The following is a 21951-nucleotide window of genomic DNA, read 5'->3' on the forward strand; positions in this document are numbered from 1 at the left end:
GGCACGGGCGGTGTCGGCGCCACCGGCGGTGGCGGCGGTGCCGGCGGGCTCGGCGGGGTCGGCGGCAACGCGGGCGCCGCGGGCGGTGGCGGTGGGCACGCCGGTACTGCCGGCACCGGCGGGAACGGCGGAGCGGGTGGTGACGGCGGCAACGGCGGTAACGCCGGCAACGGCGGCACCGGCGGTGTGGGTAAGACCGGCGACATCAGCGGCACTTACCACCCTGGCGTCGGCGGCGCCGCGGGCACCGCGGGTTCCGGCGGGGCTGCGGGTTCCGGCGGCGCCGCGGGTGCCGGTGGCCTGAACGTGAACGGCAGTGCATCGGGTCTCAATGGAGCCGACGGCGGTGCCGGCAACACCGGTTCGGCAGGCCAGGCCGGGGTGACAGGGGCGGCCGGGTCGACCGCGTTCGGTACCTCGTTCTGAGTTCTGACCCGAAACACCGCGCAAGTTGCGTTAGGCTAAGCTAACTCACGTGGAGTCGGCTGCCTGGATCGCATCACCGCCCGAGGTGCATGCGACGGCGCTGCACAGCGGTCCCGGTCCGGGTGCGCTGTTGGCGGCGGCGTCCGCGTGGGCGGCGCTGAGCGCCGAATACGTCGCGGCGGCTGCCGAACTCACCGCGACACTGCGCGCGGTCGCGGCCACGTCGTGGGCGGGCGCGGCCGCGCAGAGTTACGCCGCCGCGCATCTCCCCTACCTGGGTTGGCTCACCGCCGTCGGCGACGACAGTGCCCGGGCCGCCGCCCGGCATGATGCGGCCGCTGCCGCGTACAGCACGGCGCTGGCGGGCATGCCCACCCCGGCTGAACTGGCGGCCAACCGCACCATCCACGGCCTGCTGGTGGCGACGAACTTCTTCGGCGTCAACACGATTCCGATCGCGCTCAACGAGGCCGACTACGTCCGGATGTGGATGCAGGCGGCGGTCGTGATGGCGACCTACGACGCCGTGTCGGGAGCCGTGCTGGCCTCGGCGTCCCGCACCGGTGCGGCGCCGGTGATCCGCACCGGCAATGCACCCGAGGGCAGCGGGCCGGGTGATGATTCGTCGAATCCGACCGACCCGCTCGATGAGGCGAATCGCTGGTTCTGGTTCATCGTCTACAACATCATCTTCTGGTCGACGGTGCTGTTCATCATCACCATCCCGGTCCGCATCCCGATCGTGTTGCCGCTGTTGATCTTCGGCATCAGCCAGCTGATCGCCGCCCTGCAGCCGCCGGTCGAGCCGGAGCTGCCGGTGGCCGAGCCCGCGATCCCGCAGCCGGCGCCCGTCGCGGTGCGCACCCCGGCCGACGAGCCCGCCCTGGTCGCGGTGGGCATCGGCGGTCCCGCCACCGCATCCGCTGGAACCTCGTCCGGCACAACGAGTTCGGCGAATGCGGGTCCGCCGGTGCCGATGGCCGGCACGGAGCTGCTGGGCTATCTGGTCTCCGGCAGCTACGCCGAGGGCTTCGGGCCGACGCTGACCGACCGCGAGCACGGCGATGCCCCGGCGGCCGGCATCGCGGCGGCGGCTGCAGCCGGGCAACCGTCGCCGGCACGCGAACAGCGCCGCGCCCGCCGGCGACGGCGAGCGGAGTCGCAGCAGTTCAGCGACGAAACCCTGGATCTACACGCCGATTTCACCGAGCGGGACGGCAACGCAGATCCGGCCGCCTCACCCCACGGCGCCGGCCCACTGGGCTTCACCGGGACGGCGCGCAGCAAGACCGCCCGATCAGTGGGCTTGACCCGGGTCGCCGGGCCACACGTGCCGCTGCTGCCCGACACCTGGCCCGGGAATCCGCCCGATCCCCGATGACGGTCTGGCTCAGGAGATTTCGACGCTGGGGTGGTAGCGCTTGACCAGATGCAGCGTGTTGCGGTCGGTGTGGTTCATCTCCTTGCCGCCCATCGCCGCGAGCTTGAGCACCAGCGTCTGGTCGTAGCTGAACGTCCCGTCGTCGTTGAACGCGAAGTGCCCGTTGAAGCTGATCAGTTCGGCGCGCTCGGACAGGTATTCGTTCTGCAGGATGCCGTAGTTCGCATCACCGGGCGTCGCGGTGAACTCGATCTTCTTGTCCCGCGGCTCGGCCTGCCCGCCGGCCAGGATCGCGATGCCGCGGCCGAACACCACGGTGCGCATCACGATGCCGGTCTTCTTCTCCCACAGCAGGTATCCGACCTCGTCGTGGAACGGGTCCATGTCCTCTTCGCCGTGCCGCCAGGCGGTCATCTGATAGGTCAGGCCCTCGAGGGTCTGCTGGCCGTTCTCCTGTGTGTGGATCGGCTTGAACCAGGCCTTCTCGAAGTAGCCGGTCTCCCCGGTTCCGCCGTCCTTGTTGTGGAATGAGAAGTCGACGCCGCAGTTGCCCTCCCACTCGCCGACCAGCGGCGTGAGCGGTCCGAGTTTCTGCGGTCCCAGGATTTCGGCCATAGCTGGTGCTCCTCACGGTTGATCGACGGGGTTGACGCTGCGCGGTAGGCGAGATCCGGGTCCCGACAGCCCAACCGGCATAGCTCGAAATGCTAGTCGGCTACGCCCGCGACCGCAGACGTTCGCGGCTACGGCGCGCCCCGGTCAGCCACCAGCACTTGGAGCGTCCACTCAGCGCCTAAACACGGTCATTCCACAGCCGTTACGAGCCGATTTCTCACTAAACGTTCACACGATCAGGACACTGTGCTTTACTTCATAGCCAATTGACAGTTTGATGTGCGCCACCTCACCCTCAACGACGAGAGCGAGATCACACTCATAATGGCCGACAACGACGCCAGCCGCCCGAACCCCCGGACCACTGCTCGCAGGGTGGGCCTGGCCGCGACGGCATCCTGGGCGCTGGCGTTGACCCCGCTGGCCGCCCCGGCCGCGTCGGCCGATCCGCTGGGCTGGGTAGCGGATCTGTTCAACCCCGCCGAGTGGGCCGCCAGCGCCGAGGCCACCCCGTTCGCACTGGGCGATCCGGACCTGACCGCGCTGGTCAACCAGTGGGTGTACACGCCGCTACACGATAGCGTCGAGGCCTGGATCAACAACCCGGCCAACGCCTCGACGATCGACTTCATCAACTCCTGGTCGCCGGACCGGGTCCTGATTGGCGACGGTGTCGACGGCACCGGACTGGGCACGGTCGATGACGACAACACCGTCTTCGCCTTCCACGACTACTGCCTGACGTCGATGCTCCTCGGCGGCAGCGACACCGGCTGCTCGCTGTACGACGGCTGGATCCAATCCGGCGCCCAGGCCTACGTCGACGCCCACCACATCCCGGGCATGGTCACCGAGTTCGGCGCGACGCACAACACCGACGTCATCGGCAGCCAGCTGAACTCGATCAACCCGCACATGTTCGGCTGGCTGTACTGGGGTTACACCGATGAGGCGGGCTCACTGGTGCACGACACCACCAAGCCGCCGGTCGGCGACAACGTCGACGACGCGATCGTCTCCACACTCGCGCTCCCCCACCCGCAGGCAATCGCCGGCATCCCGAACGGCTGGTCGTTCGAGAACGGTGTCTTCCGATCGCCTCCGATGGCACCGGAACCGTCAGCGTCACCGTGAACCCGGTCGGCGCCGGGTAGCGCCGCAGCCCAGTCGACTTCGAGCCAGGAGGACAACCGATCGTGACAACACTCAAGCGAACCCTGTGCGGTGCGGCCATCGCCGGTCTGATCGCCGGAACCGGCGCGGCCACCGGAGCCCCGCTGGCCTACCTGAGTCCGGCCACGCTGGAGTGGATGCTCGCCGCCGAGCACGTGCTGCTGATCGGCACCGACGGCACCAACCTCGACAAGATCCTGGAGTACGCCGCCGGCGACGGCAGCGGGTTCAAGACGGCGATGGACAACGGCATCACCGGGTCCGCCAACGAGGTCGGCCACACCACGATCTCCGGTCAGTCGTGGTCGACGATCCTCACCGGGGTGTGGGACGACAAACACGGCGTGATCAACAACCTGTTCACCCCGGACCCGTACAAGGACTGGCCGACGGTGTTCAACCTGCTGGAGCATTACAACCCCGACATCGATACCTCGGTGATCGCCGACTGGGACTACATCAACGGCATCGGCGCCGCCGGCGGCACCGGAGCCGACCACAACGTCTTCGTCCCCTTCGAGAACAGCTGGGCCGACACCGACGCGCAGGTCACCGCGGAGACCATCGCCAAAATTCTGGGAACCGCGGCCAACCCGGACGTCTCCAGCTTCCTGTTCTCCTACCAGGTGCAGGTCGACGAGGCCGGCCACGGGTTCGGCGGCGGGTCGAGCGAATACGCGCAGGCCGTCATCAACGTCGGCGCCAACATCCAGCAGATCCTGGCCGCGGTACACCAGGCCGAGCAGGCCACCGGCGACGACTGGACGGTCATCATCACCACCGACCACGGCCACCAGCAGTCGCTGGGCTTCGGCCACGGCTTCCAATCGCCCAACGAGACATCACAGTTCGTCATCTTCGATCAGGCCGGCGAGCACGCCCACGACGGTGGCCAGAACCTGAACTACTCCATCGCCGACATCACGCCGACGATCCTGGCCCTGTTCGGAGCCCCGATGCGGTCGGATTTCGACGGCGTTTCGATGACCGACCCGAGCATCCTGAACAGCATCGTGGACCCCGTCGATCTCCAGCAGGCGCTCAAGGACGCGATCTCCCTGATCGGCTACCCCAACATCGGCGACGACATCACGCTTGCCATCCGCACGGTCTTCACGTCCATCCCGTACTTCCTCGACCAGTTCGTCACCGAGGCCAGCCAGTACCTGCAGACGATCGTTGACCAGGACATCTTCCTGGTCAGCGGGCTGGCCGAGGGTGTGCAGCAGTTCGTCAAATTCAGTGGCGGTCTGATGGTCGGCGCGACCGAGGCACTGGCCCAGGAGGTCGCGCACCTGACCGGGGCGGGTGTCATCGCACCGATCGACCCGCCGCTGCTGGATGTGTCGACGCTGCTCGACGCCTCCGCCTGACCCCGGCCGGCGAAACGTTCCACGTTCCTTGGAAATCGCTGGGCTGAGTACGCATTAGATTAATTATCTCTATGTTTTCTATTGCGATTTATTCGGGTAGCGTCTCAGGTCGCAGCAGACCACTCGACCCGGAGGAACCCATGCAGCTGGCCGCCCGTCCGTACATCACCGCAGGTACCGCCATCGTCGGTGCAGCTCTGGTCAGCGTGACCCCGATGGCTCTGCAATTACCCGATCTTCAGGAACGAGCGGTCCACCTCACGGCCGCCGCGGCCGGCGACACGATCAACCTGGGCCTGGCGATCATCAACGAGAACCCGTTCAGCGTCGGGCTGTTCCCGCTCGGCCCGATGGCCGACATGCTCGGTCTGGGCCACCTCACCCTGGCGCAGATCGTCGGTTTCCTGGGCATGGGCGACGACCAGTTGAGCACCCTGCTGCCGGGCCTGGTGGACGGCCTCGGTCTGGGCAAGGCCACGCTCGGCACCCTGGTCGGGGACCTGGGCCTCACCGACACGCATCTGGCGCCGCTGCTCAACGGCCTGGTCAGCGGGCTCGGCCTGGACGGTGTCACGATCGGCCACCTGGCCGACGGCCTGGGGCTGGGCGGCGTGCAGGTGGGCACCCTGGCGACGGACCTGGTCAACGGCCTGGGCCTGGGCGGCGTGTCGGTGGACAACCTGGTCGACGGCCTGGGGCTGGGCGATGAGAAGCTCAGCGCACTGGCGCCGATCCTCACCGCGCTGGGCAGCGCCGTGCCGGGCCTGAACGACGTCACGTTCGGCGACGTCGTGAGCGGGCTGGGACTCAGCGGCGTCCAGATCGGCCGGGTGCTCGGCGACCTCGGCGCGAGCGACGCATTCCTGACCAAGTTCCTGGACTTCATCGGGGTCACCAACCTGACCACCGTCGGCGGGCTGCTCAAGCTCGCCGGCCTCAGCGACGAGTCCGTGTTCCACGGGCTGGCGACGCTGCTCAGCGACCCGAACGCCGGGATCGGCAACGTCGACGTCAGCAGCGCCCTGGACGCCCTCGGGTTCGGCCACGCCACGCTGGACCAGCTGCTCGGCACCCTGCCGCTGACCATGAGCACCGACCAGCTGCTGAGCGGGCTGGGGCTGGACAACACCACGCTGGGCGACCTGCTCGGTGCCGGTCTGATCCCGTCCGGCGCGACGATCGGCGGACTGCTGGGTTCGCTGGGCCTGGACGACACCAGCCTGGACTCGCTGCTCGGCGGGCTGAACAGCACCGGCGTGCTCAACGACAGCCTCGACGGGCTGCTGAGCGGCACCGGCGCGGGCAGCGCGACCGTCGATGACCTGCTCAACGGGCTGGGCTTGTTCGACCACGCCCTGGTGACGTTCTGATCGGTTCTCGCCGGCCGCGGTAGTGCGGTCTGCGATCACTCCCCGCCTGTCGCTCTCGGGCACACTGGTCAGGGAAGGGAGGGCCGTCGCATGCCCGAGACAGCAGCGTTCAGGCCGGTGGCTGAGGTGACCGCGGACGCCCGTGCCCGGATTTCCCTCGGCCACACGGGCGTCCATCGCGACGATCGATTCCTGGTGTCCCGAAGCGCACGCGGGGAAATCCTGCTCACCCCGATGGCGTCAGTCCCCCGGCGTGAGCTCCTGATCTGGGCAGACGACGTGTTACGCGCATCTCTGTTGCGCGGCCTCGCCGACACCGCCGCTGGCCGCGTTTCGCCGCGTGACGATCTCCTTGATTCGTGAGCACTCCACCATGTCGCGGGACAACGGCCCGGCTCACCCCGGGCTGGAGTCCCACAGGTACCACTCGATCACCGGGCCGGGCGGCGAGGACGTAGCGGGGCGGCGGCCAACATGGCGGAACTGAAGCGGCACGGTACCGACGTAACGTCGGTGTTTGATCTCGTGGGACGGGACGAAAATGACCTGACCGCAGCCTTGGCCTTCGCACTGAGTCGGTCTCCGGTAATGGCTAAGACACTGCTTCAACGGGTCTGGCCCGAGGCCGGTAAGGCTTCCTGGGGAAAGATGGCGCTCGCGCTAGAAGTCCGCGACCAGGATGGCCGAACCGACCTTGAGATTCGTCTTCCCGACGCACTGCTGATCATCGAGGCCAAGCGCGGTTGGGGATTGCCTGAGAAGGCGCAACTACGCCGCTACGCACGGAGAATAACGAAGGGACCAGGGGCAGGGGTCCTGATCACACTTTCCCAAGCCTCGCCCGAACTCGCGGCGATGAAGCTACCCAGCGATATCGATGGTGTAGCCGTCCGACACCTGGCATGGGGAGATGTGCTGGCCGACATATCGTCCGCGCGACATGGCAAGCGGGGCCAAGAGCGGCTCTGGCTTGAAGAGTTCCGCGCCTATCTACAGGAAGTGGTTCGAGTGCGTCGAATCGAAGACAGCTGGACGTACTGCGTCGCGATTAACAACGAGATGCCTGCTGACGGCGGAAAGTACACGTTCCTCGAATACATCACGAAGGCAAAATGCTACTTTCACCCGTTCGGCACTAACGGATGGACCACGGAACCCCCCAATTTCTTGGCGTTCCGGTGGTCAGGCGCAGTGCAGCGAATCTACCGCGTCAAGCACGCGGAGGTGGTGCCGTCCTTGCTCCAACGGTGGCCGAAGCTGAAGAAGTCACCCCGGACTGAACGCCCCCACGTGGTTTACGACCTCGGAGCCCAACTGCCACCTTTTGAACCGATCCCAAACGGCGCACCATACCGAGCCAACCGCTTATGGGTGCTGCTCGACCAACTGCAGACCGCTGACACACTCAAAGCTGCTCACGACGCCACCCGTGCGTTAAGAGATGCCTGACAACCTCTCGCTGTCGGGCCCACAACTGGAGCGGCTGCGCGGATGGGCAACAGTTTGATCTATCACCCGTCCGTGCAGCGGGCCCATTGCAGGAAAACAAAACAGGCCAGGGCTTATAGCCTCTGACCTGCTTTGATACTGGTGGAGCTGCCGGGAATTGAACCCGGGTCCTACGGCATTCCCTCAAGGCTTCTCCGTGCGCAGTTCGCTGTGTCTCTACTTGGATCTCCCGGTCACGCGAACAAGCCGAGATGACGATCCCAGTCGCTGTTGGTGTCCCGACACATCCCGCGACCGGACGTATCGGTTGATCCCTCTAGTCGATGCCAGGGTCCGGGCCGAGGGCGGTCCCGGTCTGACAGGCCCGCTTCGCTACTTAGGCAGCGAGAGCGAAGTCGCTCTGAAGAGCGACCTTAGCCGGAGTAAGTGCAACCTTGGCGCTTACTTGGTTACAGCGACGCTTACGGTGGTCTCCTGCCTGCACCGGCACGCTTCCCTTGATTCGACACACGCAGTCGAAACCTTTCAGCCCCTTGTCCTTCATCTTCTGCGCGATCCCGCCGTTTCGACGAGACACCCCATGGTAGCGGCCGCCGGTGACAAACCGCGACACCTTTTCCCCGCGGGCGAACAGGCCGCCGCTCAGCCCAGCGCGATGAGCTCCAACTGGATGTTGTCAGGGTCGCGGAACACCACCGTGGCGAACGGGAACGGCTCGGCCAGGTCCCGGATGCCGGTGTGCTCGACACCGAGGTCGGCCAGCCGGTCCACCCACTGCTGCAGTTCCGCCCGGGTCGCGACCTGGAACGACACGTGGTCCAGGCCGGTGCGGGCCTCGTCGAACGCCTTGCCGTCGTTGGCGGTGTTGACGTGCAACCCGATCGCCAGCCCCGACACCGGGTCCACCAGCAGCACGGCATAACCGGTCTGCTCGGCGTCGTGGTGGGGAAACGTCACCGGCAGCCGCTGCAGATCGAACACCCGCTGATACCAGGCGGCGCTGGCTTCGACGTCGGTGACCGTCAGCGAAAGGTGGTGGACACCGCTGATGCCGGGGGTGGTCTGGCCCTCACTCATCTGTTGACTCCTGTCCGCCCGCGCCGTGGACCGGGGCCGGCCCGCGGGCTGACTCGATCCTAAACCGACCTCCGCACGCGAGAACCGCTGCGCGCCAACGCCGATACCGGCATCCGAGCGTCTCGGCACCGGCGGAGCGGGAAGCCGACAATCATACGTTCGTGCGACTGTGCGCCCACGCCTCGATCACTACCGTTTTCGGCAGTGCGGAAATCCCGCCGGGGGCGTCCTGCGTCCGGCGTCATCCGATGCGACCGGCAGCGGCCATCGGTCAGGACACTAAACGGGGCGGACGGAGATCTCGATGCCAGCGCAGTCGGACAGCACCGGGGCATCCTGCCCGCAGTGCCGTTCCGGCATCGCCCCGAGCGCCCGATTCTGCCCGGTCTGCGGCCACTCCCTGCCGCCCCGCGCCGCACCGTCGAACCCAGCACCGGCCCTCGCTCGCACTCCGGCCCCGGTCCCTGCGCAGCCGTCCGACCGGATACAGCCCGCCGGCGTCGGTGTCCGCTGCAGCGCATTCCTCCTCGATCTGGCGGTCATGGTCAGTCCGGCGCTGCCACTGTCGATCGCGGCCGCAACCCTCGGTGTGACGGCGGTGGTCTACGTGGTCATGCCGGTGGCGTTCCTCGCGGTGTGGACGTTCCTGCAGATCTGGCAGGGGCTCACCGGCGCGACATTCGGCAAAGCCGTCCTGGGTCTGCGACTGGTGGGCGCCGACGACCTCCGTCGCCCCGGCATCGGACGCACGCTGCTGCGCGGTGCCGTCTTCGCCGTCACCCTCGGATTCACTGCACTGCCGATGACCCCGGACTCTCACGGCCGGGCCGGATTACACGATCGGGTCACCGGCCTCGGGGTGATCGACGTGACCGTCGGCGCCAACCCACTGGGTGAACGCCCGCAGCGCACCCTGCGCCGCAACACCGTCGCCGCCGCCGACCGCGGCATCAACCGCGTGCACTCCCCGATTCCGCTACCGACCACGAGGCGGGGCTAGATGCAGGCCAAGTTCATCCTCCATCGCCCGAACGGCAGCAAGGCGCAGGTGGCGATCACCGCCGACGCGACCGCCTCGGTGGCGGATCTGGCTCAGGCGCTCGCACTCGGAGACCCCGAACCGAATCAGGCTCGGGGCGGAGGTCTGACGATCAAGTTGGAGCAGGCGTCCGGCACCAAGGGCACGTCCGGTCGCCTCCTGGACCCGTCACGCAGCCTGATCGACTCCGGTCTGCACTCCGGCGCGATGATCAGCGTCGCCGCTGCCGCCGCCGTACCGCGCAAACGACGACAGGGCCGGACCATTGCGGTGCTTCGCGTCCTGGACGGCCCGAACGCCGGGATGGAATTCCCACTCCCCGCCGGCAATTCGACGATCGGCGCCGGGTGGGCCAACGATGTCGTACTTCCCGACCCGGGGATTCTCGACGTCCACGCCGCCCTGTCGATCGGCGAGAGCATCGAGATCGCCAGCCTTGCCGGGCCGACGGGTCTGCGCATCGAGGGGCAGGCTGCCCAACGGGCCCTGGTCGGCGCCACCGACACCGTGCAGTTGGCCAACACCGGTGTGGCGATCCTGCCCACGGTGCGCCCCGGGGCCAACCGAAGCGACAGCATCGCAATCGAATTCAACCGCTCCCCCCGCGTGGTCACTCGATTCTCCGAGCAGAAGTTCACCGCGCCCAAGCCGCCGCACCCGCTCGAACCCGCCAGTTTCCCGATCATCTCGATGCTCGCCCCGCTGATCATGGGGCTCGCACTGTTCGCCGCAACCCGCAGCCTGATGTCGATCGCGTTCGTCGCGCTGAGCCCCCTGCTGATGCTGGGCTCCTACATCGATACCAAGGTGCAGGCCCGTAAGAAGCACGACCGGCAGGTTCGCACATTCACTGATGCCCTGGGTGCACTGGCCGGCAAGCTGGCGGACACCCAGCAGGTCGAACGTGCGGTCCGGCTGGCCGAGGCGCCTGCGCTGGCGGAGGTAGTCGAGGCGATCCACCGACTGGGGCCGCTGCTGTGGACGCACCGGCCGGAGCATCCCGGATTCCTCACTGCGCGACTCGGTCTCGGCGACACCCGGTCGCGGTGCCGGATCGAGTCATCCGACGCCGACGATGCCGAGGCCGCCTACGTAGCGCAGCTTCACGACCTGCAGGAGCAGTTCGCCGACGTCACCGACGTTCCCATCGTCGCCGATCTCCGCGAATCCGGCGCGCTGGGAATCTGCGGGCCCCGCAGTGTCGTGGACGGCGTGGCCCGAGGTGTGGTCATGCAGCTGATCGGACTGCACTCCCCGGCCGATCTGACCGTCACCGCATTCGCCTCCCCGCAGTCCCGGGCATCATGGCAATGGCTGGAATGGCTGCCGCACACCGGATCCGGGCACAGCCCGCTGTCGGGAAATCATCTGACCGACAGCGCCAACGGTGGCCTGGGGCTGCTGTCGCGGCTGGAAGAACTGGTCAAACAGCGCAAGTCGGTCGGTGGCACGAAGACCGACTACCCATTCGGCGACATCGAACCCGGCGTCGCCGACGACACCCGAGCTCAGACCGTCACCCCCGCAATACTCGTCCTGGTTGACGACACCGCCCCGATCGATCGGCCCCGCCTCACCCGGCTGGCCGAACAGGGTGGTGCGGTGGGTGTCTACGTCGTCTGGGTCGCTGCCCAGGTCACCAGTCTGCCCGCGGCATGCCGGACCTTCGTGCTGGTGGAGAACGCATCCGACGGCGCATCCGTGGGTCAGGTGCGGCATGGCCGGCACACGGTGCCGGTGGCCTGCGAGAGCATCGAAGTCGCCGACGCCCGGCAGGTGGCACTGCTACTGGCACCGGTGGTGGATGCGGGCGCCGCCGTCGACGACGACACGGACCTGCCACGGTCGGTGTCGTATCTGGGCCTGGCCGGACCTCGGTTGGCGTCCCAGCCGACCGCCGTCATCCAACAGTGGCTGGCGAACAACTCAGTGCTCGCGCGTAACGGCGAACCGCATCAAACGTCCGGAAAGCCGGCGACGTTGCGGGCACTGGTGGGCTCGACCGGGTCCGGCGAGTTGTATCTGGATCTGCGGGAGCACGGGCCCCACGCACTGGTCGGCGGCACCACCGGTTCCGGTAAGAGTGAGTTCCTGCAGTCCTGGATTCTCGGGATGGCCGCCGAGCACAGCCCGGACCGAGTCAGTTTCCTCCTGGTGGACTACAAGGGTGGCGCGGCTTTCGCCGACTGCGTTCAACTGCCGCACACCGTCGGCCTGGTCACCGACCTGTCCCCGCACCTGGTGCGCCGGGCGCTGACGTCGCTGGGCGCCGAGATCCGCCGCCGGGAGCATCTGCTGAACCTCAAGCGCGCCAAGGATCTGATCTCCCTGGAGCAGACCGGTGATCCCGACACGCCCCCGAGCCTGGTCATCATCGTCGACGAGTTCGCGGCGCTGGCCGGTGAGGTTCCCGAATTCGTCGACGGGGTGATCGATGTGGCGCAGCGCGGCCGTTCGCTCGGCCTGCATCTGGTGTTGGCGACCCAGCGGCCTGCCGGTGTCATCAAGGACAACCTGCGGGCCAATACCAACCTGCGGATCGCGTTGCGGCTCAACGACGTCGAGGACTCCATCGACGTGATCGACGATCCTCAGGCCGCATACTTCCCGCCGGAGATACCCGGTCGCGCGGTCGCCAAGACCGGTCCGGGGCGGTTGACGACCTTCCAATCCGCCTACGCCGGCGGCCGCACCAGCGACGAACCCGAGCAGACGCCGATCGACATGTGGGAGTTCGTGTTCGGACGCCGTCGCCCCTGGCTCAATCCCGCGGCGGCGAAACCGGCCCAGAAACCGTCCGGGCCGACCGACATCACCCGCGTTGTGGACACGATCAACGCCGCCACTCAGCAGTTGAACGTCCCACCTCCCCGCAAGCCGTGGCTGCCGCCCCTGGCGCCGACCTACGCCCTGGAGGCGTTGAACCGGCACAGCGCCACCGCTGAACTGGTGATCGGCATGTGCGACACCCCGGGCGATCAGGCTCAGCCCGTGGGTACTTTCTCCCCGGACACCGCCGGCAACATGGCGATCATCGGCACCGGCGGGTCGGGTAAGTCGACGGCGTTGCGCACCCTGGCGATCACGGCGGCGCTCAACCCCGATGCCGGCCCCACACACGTCTACGCCATCGACTTCTCCTCCGGTGGGCTGCGAATCCTTGAGGCGCTGCCACATGTGGTCGCCGTCATCGACGGCGCCGACGAAGAGGGCATCGGCCGGGTACTGCGCCGGCTGATCGCCCTGCTGGATGAGCGCTCCCAACGGTTCACCGCCGCCCACGCCTCCACCATCACCGAGTACCGGGCATCCACCGACGCCGACGAGCCACGGGTACTGCTCCTGCTGGATTCGATCGGCGCCTTCCGGGATCAGTACGAATTCGTCGGACATTCACCGCTTTTCGCCATGTTCAGCCAGTTGGCGTCCGACGGCCGCATGGTGGGAATCCACGTCATGATCACCGCGGATCGTCCGGCCGCCATCCCCTCATCGCTGGCATCGACCATCCAGCAGCGGCTCGTACTGCGACTTGCCGCCGACGACGACTACCTGATGATCGGGGTGCCCAAGGACATCCTGTCCGCGAAATCCCCGCCGGGGCGGGGTGTCCTCGGCGACCTCGAGATCCAGGTCGGCGTGTTCGGCGGTGACGCCAACGTCGCCGTGCAAGCGCGTGCGATCGCTCAATTGGCACAGCGGATGCGCGACACCGGATTCGTTCCCCCGGCACCGATCCAACGGCTGTCCGAACACATCGAACTCGATGCACTGCCGGCTGACACCACCGTGGGCACCGCGGTGATCGGCATCGCCGACGAATCGCTGGCACCGTGCGGGGTCAGCACCTCCGGGGTGCTGATGCTGACCGGTCCACCCGGCAGCGGGCGCTCCACCGCGCTGGTGACCTTGGCCCAGGCGATGCGTCGGCAGCATCCGGACGCTCGCATCGTGCACCTTGCAACCACCCCGTCGACGATCGCGGGTGCCGGGGTCTGGACCGAGAAGGCCGCCGGACAGGATGCGGTGACCGAACTGGTCGATCGCTTGTTCAGCACCCACACTCCCGGAACCGAACTCATGGTGATGATCGAAGGCGTCGGCGACTTCGGCGGCACCGATGCCGAGAACACCCTGGTCGATCTAGTCAAGGGACTGGGCAGCACCGCCTTCATTGTCGGCGAGTCCGAGGTTTCCAGTTGGGGGCAGGCCTGGGCACTGGCCCAACCGTTCAAGGCGTCCCGGCGCGGACTGGTGCTGTGGCCCAACGGCATCGAGACCGACGGGCTGCTGAGCACCTCGATCGGGGCGGTCCACCGCACCCAGTTCCCACCCGGGCGCGGGATTCTCGTGGAACGCGGTAAGGGGGTGTGGCTGCAGGTCGCGCAACCGGTCATCTGAGATCGACTCGAATCAACCGCTCAAACATAGGAGTAGACATGGCATTCAAAGGCGCGGATACCGATCAGCTGCGGCAACTGGCCGGCAAGCTGAAGAACGAATCGTCCACCATCACCGGCATCATCTCGCAGTTGACGTCTGCGGTGACCTCGGTCAACTGGCAGGGGCCCGACGCCACGCGGTTCAAGAACGACTGGCAGTCCGTCCATGTGCCGGCGCTCAAGAATGTGGCAACCGCGCTGGGCGATGCCTCGAACTCCGCCACCAAGAACGCATCTCAGCAGGACAGCGCGAGCAGCTAGTACGCAGCCCGACGGCTCGCGGGCGCGCGCACCTCGGATCAACCGGGTGCGCGCGGCCCGTCGGCCCCGACCAGACGAGGGGACCCCATGGCAGGCGCAATCGGCGCAGACGTCGACCAGCTTCGGTCACTGGCAAAGCAATTCACCCGCTCCGCAGATCAGCTACAGCAATCCTCGACCGGACTGAGCAAGATGATCGGCAATGCCGCGTTCTGGCGCGGCAACGACGCCACCATGTTCCGCAGCCAGTGGCAGAGCCACTCCAGGACGTCGATCAACGCGGCCGCCAAAACACTGCGCGCTGCGGCCGACGTGCTGATCCGCAACGCCGACGAGCAGGATCAGGCGAGTGCGGCCGGTGGAGGATCCATCAGTAGCGCGACGAGCAGCGCCGGACGAGCCGTTGCGCCCGGAACGAGCGAGGTCCATTCGGCGGCGCAGAACGGGTCGAACAACGGCGGCGGACAAACTCCGGCATCATCGCAGGGCGGGCCGGGCGTAGCCGAGCCACAAGGCGGTGGCCGCGACGCGTACTTGAAGCAAGTCGGCGCTCCAGATGGCCACAATGACGGCATGGGAGCGTTTGCCGGCCAGTGCACATCGTGGGCTGCTTGGCGCCGTAAGGAACTCGGTTTGCCATGGCGTGTCAACGCCGGTACCGGCACCGGCAACGGCGGTGAGATGGCCGGGAGAATGGGTGGCACAGCAAGCACTCCACCCTCGCTCGGTGCGATCGTCTCAGAACCCGGCAGCCCCGGCCACGTGATGATCGTCGAGGAGATCTACCCGGACGGCTCATTCCGGGTCAGCGAGATGAATGTCGTACCCCCGGGGTCCACGACTTATACGCCGGTCGCCGGCACCGTGAGAACGGATCGGGTCTGGCACTCGAACGCTGACGGCACCTACACCTTCAACGGGAACAAGGAGTACAAGGGCAAAACGACTCCTCTAGTTATCGCCCCCTGAGATCGGGCACCCCAAAACAGACGGCAAGCCCTCGGGCGGCTGAGGCTGGGCCTGCTTCCGGACGCATCACCCGGTCACGGCACCGAAGCTGGTCAGGCGCTTCCGCCTGCGTCGCTGCGGGACTCGGCCTTCGGGCTAACCGCTGTTGATGGCGCGGATCCTCGACGAATCCCGACTCAGCGTCTGGTCGAACGCGCAGCCGACAGTCGAAAGTTGTTCTCCCCGAACGACGCCAGGCCAGCCGTCGTCTTTACGCGCTGCCGACCTGTGTCGCCGGATCCACCGCTCGAAATGCGGTGACGACGTTGTTCATGAAGTTCTCCATCGCGTCGATGCCCGCCCGCCGGGTCACCCCGAAGTTCTCCCGCCATTTGTCGATGCTGACTTCCGCCCGCAGGCTGCGTGCATCGATCGGCGTGAAATCGATGCTAGCGGTGAACTCGTCCCCTTGACGGTGGGTGGTGATCTTGCTCATGTACTTGTAGATGATTCGGGTCGGGCTCTCCATCGTCACCCGCATCGCGCCGCCGAGGAACGCCGCCCGCGCGGAGGGGTCATCGGGGATGTACTGCGCCAGGCTGAGTTGGACGTCCCGCATCGGCGCCGTCGTCGTCAGGACCAGATTGCGCCCGACGAGCGCCTTCTCCCGCTCGTACTGACCGCGGAAGAAGATGTTCTGTTTGGCTTTTGTCTTGAGGACGACGTAAAGCCAGCAGATCCCGAACAAGGCCGCGAACATGATGATCGCGCTCATGACGGCGAACCCGACTCGCTCGACGGCCACTGCTGTACGGGCGGGTACGGCCCCCACTCGTGGTGTTGCCCGGGTTGTGCGTACGGCAGGCCGCTTTGCGGCGGAGCCCCGGGCGGCGACGTCCGTCTCTGCACTATTCCGCTGACGGCCGTGAATCCTGCCTCCACGCCGCGGTCGATCAGCCTCTCGATCGCCCGGATCGCGTAGACACCGGCCACGGCGCCGGCAACACCCGCGATGACGGCGACAGCGACGTTTTCCGTCGCCATCCCCGCAAACAGTGCCGCGCCGATCCCCAGCCAGATTCCGTTGTGCGCGTACGTGATCGCCATTGACCTCGCCTTACGTCCGGGAACTTTCGTGCCCTCACGCTAGCCCCGCAAACCGCCGGGCCGGTATCACCCGTTTGACCGACAACGCCGATCGGAGTCCGTGCACTACGCCGGCGGTTCCGTACCCTGCGGCCCGCCGACCGCTTTGCGGTACAGGCCATAGCCGACGCCCAGGACAACGGCCGCGAAACCCATCAGCAGTGCCTTGGGCACCGACGGAAACGCGTACCGCAACAGGGCGAACGTCACGAATGCCAGTACGACCACCACCGCCTTGGTGATGCCACCGAGTGCCGGCTGCGCCGGCGGTGCCATCGGGTAGGGCGTCGACCCCGACCAGTATGGATCCGCCTGCCCCATAGGTGCGTTTCCGGGCGGTGCCTGCCCTGCGGGGTGCTGAAAATTCCCGGCTGCCGATGCGGGTTGATCCGGGCGCACTGGTGCGGGCCGGCCGGGATCGAGCCACGGCGGCGTCTCGGTTCCGCGGAAGATCGCCGGCGGGGGTTGCACCCCGGGCGGCATCGGCGGGGCGGGGTGGCCGGCACCCGGATTCGCCCACTGGCGCGGATCATTCGCTGACAGATCACCGTTGACCACAGAAGTTCCCATCGCCGTCGATCAGGTCCGGATCGGACCACCTGTGCGAATTATGGCCGCGAACACGCGCTTTCCCACGCGCTGAAGCCGGAATCATACGAACGTCCGACCCGCGCCGGCTCGCGCGAGCGTCACCGCTGTCGGTCGTTCGGACGACTGCGCCGGCGAAAGCCCGCTTGTAGGGTCCGCAATCATGGCCAACCGGTTGTGGCCGTTGCTGATAGCGGTCGCTGTGCTGGTGTCCGGTTGCAACGGCGACGTGCGTGACGCTGCTCGGACCACGGGTCAGGCGCCGGTGCCGACCGTGCTGATCCTGGACGCCTCGGGGTCGATGAATGAGACCGATGCACCCGGACCACGGATCGACGCGGCCAAGCACGCCGCACAGGAACTGATCGACGGCCTGCCCGACGGCACCGCGGCGGCGCTGCTGGCCTACGGCACCGGCACCGGTTCCGCCGAAGCGGAGAAGCCCGCCGGCTGCCAGGACGTCAAAGTCCTGATCCCGATGGGGCCGGTGAACCATCAGCAGATGGCCGCGCAGATCGCGGGGCTGCGGGCGTCCGGTTACACGCCGATCGATCTGGCGCTGCGCACCGCGGTGTCGCAACTGCCGGTCGGTGACATGCCGCAGTCGATCATCCTGGTCTCCGACGGTGAGGACACCTGTGGGGCACCGCCGTGTGACACCGCCCGGGAGGCCGTGCACCGATACCCGAACATCACGATCTCGACGGTCGGTTTCAAGACCGACGGCACTGCCGGCGATCAGCTGCGCTGCATCGCGGAGGTTACCGGCGGGCTGTTCGTGACAGCCCAGAACGCCGGCCAACTGTCCGCCCGCCTACTGGCGACCCGCGACCTCGACCAAGCTCAGAATTCACTGTCCGCGAACGGCATCGGGGACCTCACCCTCGGCACGGACCTGCCTGCCATCCGCAGCGCGCACCCCGACTTCCCCGACGCATCGGCAACGGGTTCCGTCGTGGTCGTCTACCGCGACTGCGACTTCGGCTTCGTCGACGGGACCCTCGACTCGATCGCACCGCACGACGGCGGTCGCACCATCGACGGAGTCGCACCGGGCACGCCGCTGAGCAGAGCCGTCGAGCTCTACGGTGACGCGGTCAAGACCGAGAGCGACGGCCACGGCGGCTACCAGCTGACGTTCGCCGCCGACCCCGCCACCGGTTCTGGATACCGGATCGTTGCCGACGCCTACTCCGAGTCCGGTGGGGCCGTCGCCGGCACGGTCGGCACCATCGTCCTCTGTCGGTGTGCACCCAGGGCGGCTGAGCCAGCACCGCCCGCACCGGTTCCGGTCGATGCATCACCGTTCGCGGATTCGACGGGGTACGGCTACTACTTCGTGACGCCGAGCGGCAAATGGGTGTGCGGGATTCTGAAGGCCGAGGCCGGGTGCAACGGGCCGAACGGCAAGGATTTCGTGGTAGCCGGAACTCCCCTGGTTCCGAGCAACGACGACCAGCGACCGACCGCGCCGAACACCATCCTCGTCGACAGCCAGTCGGCCCGTTTCGATTCCACCGGCGACGCCCACTTCTATCGCCTCGACGGAGTCAACCCCGATCACTCCCGGACCCTGGAGTACGGCCAGACCCTGTCCGCATCCGGATTCACCTGCAACGTTCAGCGGATCGGTGTCTCCTGTCGCAACGATGCCACCGGCAACGGCTTCACGTTCTCGTCGACCGGTTACCGCTTCGAGTACACACCCGTTCCGTAGCGGCAATCGGTGCGCGGCGCCGTTGGGCGCGGACAGCTGCGCTGTCACCGGCGGCGTTCAGGCACCGCACACACTCTGCATCTGGGCTTCTGCGGTGCACATCGAGAATTCCCAGTCCGGTTCAACGGATTTCACCATCCGCAGCACGGTGAAGCCCCGTTCCTGCCCGAACCGGGCCGACCATCGGGTGCCCACACCGATTCCGGTTCCGTCGCCGAACTGCGAGATCTGCGACACCGCGGTGATGTCGAAAAGCCCGCCGGGTTGCTGCGTCCAGGTGACGTTCCACTTCTCCGAATTGCCGGCACCCGAGGCGAATTCGACCGTTCCAGTGCCGTCCGGTTCCAGCTTCATGGCCCGGCCGTGTCCACTCCACTGCGTGGACAGCAGGGGGTCGACGGACGGTGGTGGCGCAGCGGCCGGCGCGTCCTTCTCGTAGACGTAGACGACCGCGTTGACGCCGCCTCGGCAGGTGATCACCTGCTCCATCGCGCAACTCATCTGATAGTGCTTGCCGGTGACCGGGCTGTACGCATCGACCACGGTCGGGACCTGGCCGCCGGCGATGTTGAGCGCGTCGCGGACGTTCTCAACGAACGGGCACGATGTCGTGTCGGTGCCCCGCGCGGCTCCCCGATAAGTGCCGGTGGCACTGACACCGCATTCGACCGCGCCCGCCGGAAGGACCGTCGGCGCGGGAGCGAGAAGGGTCTTGGACGTCTCGGTCCACTGATCGTCGGGACTGACGTGGCCGACAGTGCCACCGCGACCAAACACGAATAGTGCTACGCCGCCGGCCAATGCGACCAGCACCGCCACTCCGATGCCGCCCAGGATCAGCGGGAGCCTGCCACCGGCCGACGCCGGACGTGATTCCGCGACGGTCGGGTACGAGAATGCGGTTTCATGGTCGACGTGGTAGCCCGGCTGATCGTCCAGCCAGAATTGCCAGCCCACTGGTGCCGGTGGCCACGCCGGGTCCGGCTCCCAGCCCGCCGGCGGTGACCAACCCGGCGGTACCGGCCACCCCGGTGGGGCGTTGAAGCGTTCCGTCATCGCTCTACCTCCGAGACCCGCTGCCGATCAACCGAATCCGCCCTGACCGCCGGGCGGTCCGTACGTCTGCTCAGGGCCCGGGAAATGTCGGGCGGCCTGGTCGCGGTAATCAGCATGGGTGCCCGGTTGTCCACCGGGCGATGGATACGACGCAACGCCGATGTTCGGCCGACCGGTGGATGTCAGCAGTTCGGCCAGCCAACAGCAGACGCAGCCCCCGACGAACGCCCCGACTGACAGCATCCAGGGCCGGAACCAGCTACCCTGCCAGGCGTATGAGTGCTCGGCACCGTAAATCGACCACCACACCAGCAGTCCGGCCGGGATCAGTCCGAGCACCCACCCCGACGAACGGCGGCGGGCGATGCCCCAGGCGGCGACGAAGATCAGGGTCGCCAGCAGTGGTGCCCGGTAGATCCACATCATCACCTCCGGCGATGGCGGCGCATGGTAGGCGACACCGTAGCTGTACCGCTTGGTGGAGAACATCATCATCAGGTTGACGTCGTCAGACGGGTTGTTCGCCAACCCGATCAGCGCAGTGCCCACCAACCCCAGCAGGATCGCCAGCGGTCGTCGGCCGGCGGTGCGGGCGCGCACCGCCACGCAGACGACGAAGTACAGGTGCAGGCTGGTGAGGATCCACCATGGTTGCCACGGATCGCTGAAACCGGTGGACCCGTACCTCCATGCGTACGCGATGACACTGGGAAGCAGCAACGCTGCGCTGACCAGTCCATCGGTCCCAGGGGATGCTGTCGTCGTCCCGATGGTGCGGAATTGCGGTGCCGGGGAAGGGTTCCACGAAGTCGGGGCTGTCGGCTGGGCGGGCGCGGTCACCACAGCGCCGGCGGCCGACATCCGACCTGCGGCGTTCTGCGTGAACTGCTGCACCCGCGCCTCGAGACTGTGGGCCTGCGCCGGATTGCGGCCGCGGAAGTAGGCGTATCCCCCACCCCCGGCGAGCAACAACAGCATGATCATCGATCCGGCGCCGCCGGCCATCGAGGTCAGCCCCTGCTGCAGAAGCCAGAGTGTGAGCGTCACCCCCATGGCCACACCGGCAACGGTCAGTGCCTTCGTATCGAGTTGGAATCCCCGTGCCGGAACCGGCGAGGGACCGGGGTATGACGGCTCTTCGTGGGGGTTCATCGTGCCGCCCCCGTGTTGCGATTCCAGGCTTCGCAGAGTTCCGCATCGTAGCGTTCCTGTCGGATCCGCAGGTCGGTGTAGATCAGCATCTGCAGGGCGCGGAAATAAGCGAGTAGGAATGCGAACGCGGCGGCGAACGCGATCATCACCCCGAGCCACCCGAGGGTGAACATCACGACGACCATCGGGATGGCGATCAACGGCAGCACGCACAGCGCCCACAGGAGATGGATTCCCATCAGGCGCGGCCAAGCCGTCTTCGCCAGATCCCATGCGCGCCTGAACGAGTCCACGACACCGCGGCCTTCGACCACCAGGACGATCGGCGCAAGACTGAACAAGATGCCCAGGGCGAAGATGGCGAAGTTTATCGGCGCCAGCAGCACAAGAGCACTCGGTCCGATTCCCAGCACAGCAGCGGCGAGCACACCGTAGACGACGATCTCGGTGATGACGAACCACGCGTAGTAGGCCGCCGTCAGACGGCAGACGGCGGACATTCTGCTGCGCGCGGCGGCGAGAACCTCCGAGACACGGACGCTTTCACCCCGAACCGCCTTATCGGTCGCAGTGACGCACAGTGCGATCAGCAGCGCATCGGCGGGAAACGCCACCACGAGTGACAGCAACCACGGCACCACGAAGAAGACCGTCAGCAACGATCCCATCCACTCGAACGAGAACGTGAATTCCATCAAGGCTGGGCGGTGTCATAGCGTCGTAGCAACGAGGTGCCGA

Annotated in this window: 20 protein-coding genes and 1 other RNA gene; 12 read left to right on the forward strand and 9 right to left on the reverse strand. The window is 67.1% G+C overall.

The window, feature by feature from the left end:
• Together KIH27_RS20035 and KIH27_RS20040 are read left to right on the forward strand one after the other, a co-directional pair.
• The coding region (locus KIH27_RS20035; protein ID WP_214094729.1) for a hypothetical protein at positions 1-426 on the forward strand (426 nt) is incomplete at its 5' end.
• 49 nt (positions 427-475) lie between these two features.
• Positions 476-1807, forward strand: a complete 1332-nt coding sequence (locus KIH27_RS20040; protein ID WP_214094730.1) for a PPE domain-containing protein — start codon at positions 476-478, stop codon at positions 1805-1807.
• Between the two features lie 9 nt (positions 1808-1816).
• Here the strand turns inward: KIH27_RS20040 and KIH27_RS20045 are convergent, their stop codons facing one another.
• Complete coding sequence (locus tag KIH27_RS20045; RefSeq protein WP_214094731.1) at positions 1817-2422, reverse strand: heme-binding beta-barrel domain-containing protein; 606 nt, start codon at positions 2420-2422, stop codon at positions 1817-1819.
• Between the two features lie 324 nt (positions 2423-2746).
• On the opposite strand from KIH27_RS20045, the gene KIH27_RS20050 reads away from it, so the two are divergent.
• The 5 genes from KIH27_RS20050 (at position 2747) to KIH27_RS20070 (ending at position 7787) form a co-directional block, all read left to right on the forward strand.
• Positions 2747-3556, forward strand: coding sequence for a cellulase family glycosylhydrolase (locus KIH27_RS20050; RefSeq protein ID WP_214094732.1), 810 nt, complete (start codon positions 2747-2749; stop codon positions 3554-3556).
• 62 nt (positions 3557-3618) lie between these two features.
• Positions 3619-4968, forward strand: a complete 1350-nt coding sequence (locus KIH27_RS20055; RefSeq protein WP_214094733.1) for an alkaline phosphatase family protein — start codon at positions 3619-3621, stop codon at positions 4966-4968.
• Positions 4969-5108: 140 nt separating this feature from the next.
• On the forward strand, positions 5109-6338 hold the full coding sequence (locus KIH27_RS23085; protein WP_214094734.1) for a hypothetical protein: 1230 nt from the start codon (positions 5109-5111) through the stop codon (positions 6336-6338).
• Between the two features lie 117 nt (positions 6339-6455).
• Positions 6456-6701 (forward strand): hypothetical protein, encoded by a 246-nt coding sequence (locus KIH27_RS20065; protein ID WP_214094735.1) that lies wholly within the window; start codon positions 6456-6458, stop codon positions 6699-6701.
• 111 nt (positions 6702-6812) lie between these two features.
• Entirely contained in the window at positions 6813-7787 is a 975-nt protein-coding gene (locus tag KIH27_RS20070) for a hypothetical protein (RefSeq protein WP_214094736.1), read from the forward strand.
• A 139-nt stretch (positions 7788-7926) separates the two neighbouring features.
• Here the strand turns inward: KIH27_RS20070 and ssrA are convergent.
• Positions 7927-8320: a transfer-messenger RNA gene (gene ssrA / locus KIH27_RS20075) on the reverse strand.
• A gap of 109 nt (positions 8321-8429) precedes the next feature.
• Positions 8430-8864, reverse strand: a complete 435-nt coding sequence (locus tag KIH27_RS20080; protein WP_214094737.1) for a VOC family protein — start codon at positions 8862-8864, stop codon at positions 8430-8432.
• A 304-nt stretch (positions 8865-9168) separates the two neighbouring features.
• On the opposite strand from KIH27_RS20080, the gene KIH27_RS20085 reads away from it, so the two are divergent.
• The 4 genes from KIH27_RS20085 (at position 9169) to KIH27_RS20100 (ending at position 15575) form a co-directional block, all read left to right on the forward strand.
• Positions 9169-9864: an RDD family protein gene (locus tag KIH27_RS20085; protein WP_250150454.1), complete on the forward strand. Its 696-nt coding sequence runs from the start codon at positions 9169-9171 to the stop codon at positions 9862-9864.
• Entirely contained in the window at positions 9865-14304 is a 4440-nt protein-coding gene (locus KIH27_RS20090) for an FtsK/SpoIIIE domain-containing protein (protein ID WP_214094738.1), read from the forward strand.
• Positions 14305-14342: 38 nt separating this feature from the next.
• Positions 14343-14606, forward strand: coding sequence for a WXG100 family type VII secretion target (locus KIH27_RS20095; RefSeq protein WP_214094739.1), 264 nt, complete (start codon positions 14343-14345; stop codon positions 14604-14606).
• Positions 14607-14693: 87 nt separating this feature from the next.
• Positions 14694-15575 carry a CHAP domain-containing protein gene (locus tag KIH27_RS20100; RefSeq protein WP_214094740.1) on the forward strand — a complete coding sequence of 294 codons (882 nt, stop codon included), beginning with the start codon at positions 14694-14696 and terminating at the stop codon, positions 15573-15575.
• A gap of 250 nt (positions 15576-15825) precedes the next feature.
• Here KIH27_RS20100 and KIH27_RS20105 read toward each other — a convergent pair whose 3' ends face one another.
• The 3 genes from KIH27_RS20105 to KIH27_RS20115 all read right to left on the reverse strand — a co-directional run bounded on the left by KIH27_RS20105 (position 15826) and on the right by KIH27_RS20115 (position 17270).
• Positions 15826-16329, reverse strand: a complete 504-nt coding sequence (locus KIH27_RS20105; protein WP_214094741.1) for a hypothetical protein — start codon at positions 16327-16329, stop codon at positions 15826-15828.
• Positions 16326-16661 carry a hypothetical protein gene (locus KIH27_RS20110; protein WP_214094742.1) on the reverse strand — a complete coding sequence of 112 codons (336 nt, stop codon included), beginning with the start codon at positions 16659-16661 and terminating at the stop codon, positions 16326-16328. Before KIH27_RS20110 ends, KIH27_RS20105 begins: the two co-directional genes overlap by 4 nt.
• A 105-nt stretch (positions 16662-16766) precedes the next feature.
• A complete protein-coding gene (locus KIH27_RS20115; RefSeq protein WP_214094743.1) occupies positions 16767-17270 on the reverse strand; it encodes a hypothetical protein in 504 nt (167 codons plus the stop codon).
• Between the two features lie 181 nt (positions 17271-17451).
• On the opposite strand from KIH27_RS20115, the gene KIH27_RS20120 reads away from it, so the two are divergent.
• Positions 17452-19005 (forward strand): VWA domain-containing protein, encoded by a 1554-nt coding sequence (locus KIH27_RS20120; protein ID WP_214094744.1) that lies wholly within the window; start codon positions 17452-17454, stop codon positions 19003-19005.
• A 57-nt stretch (positions 19006-19062) separates the two neighbouring features.
• Here KIH27_RS20120 and KIH27_RS20125 read toward each other — a convergent pair whose 3' ends face one another.
• The 3 genes from KIH27_RS20125 to KIH27_RS20135 are packed head-to-tail and all read right to left on the reverse strand — an operon-like array spanning position 19063 to position 21908.
• Positions 19063-20061, reverse strand: coding sequence for a hypothetical protein (locus tag KIH27_RS20125; RefSeq protein ID WP_214094745.1), 999 nt, complete (start codon positions 20059-20061; stop codon positions 19063-19065).
• 27 nt (positions 20062-20088) lie between these two features.
• A complete protein-coding gene (locus tag KIH27_RS20130; RefSeq protein ID WP_214094746.1) occupies positions 20089-21213 on the reverse strand; it encodes a hypothetical protein in 1125 nt (374 codons plus the stop codon).
• Entirely contained in the window at positions 21210-21908 is a 699-nt protein-coding gene (locus KIH27_RS20135; RefSeq protein WP_214094747.1) for a hypothetical protein, read from the reverse strand. Before KIH27_RS20135 ends, KIH27_RS20130 begins: the two co-directional genes overlap by 4 nt.
• Between the last annotated feature and the right edge of the window lie 43 nt (positions 21909-21951).

It is taken from the genome of Mycolicibacter acidiphilus (assembly GCF_018455725.1).
GTDB classification, from domain to species: Bacteria; Actinomycetota; Actinomycetes; order Mycobacteriales; family Mycobacteriaceae; genus Mycobacterium; species Mycobacterium acidiphilum.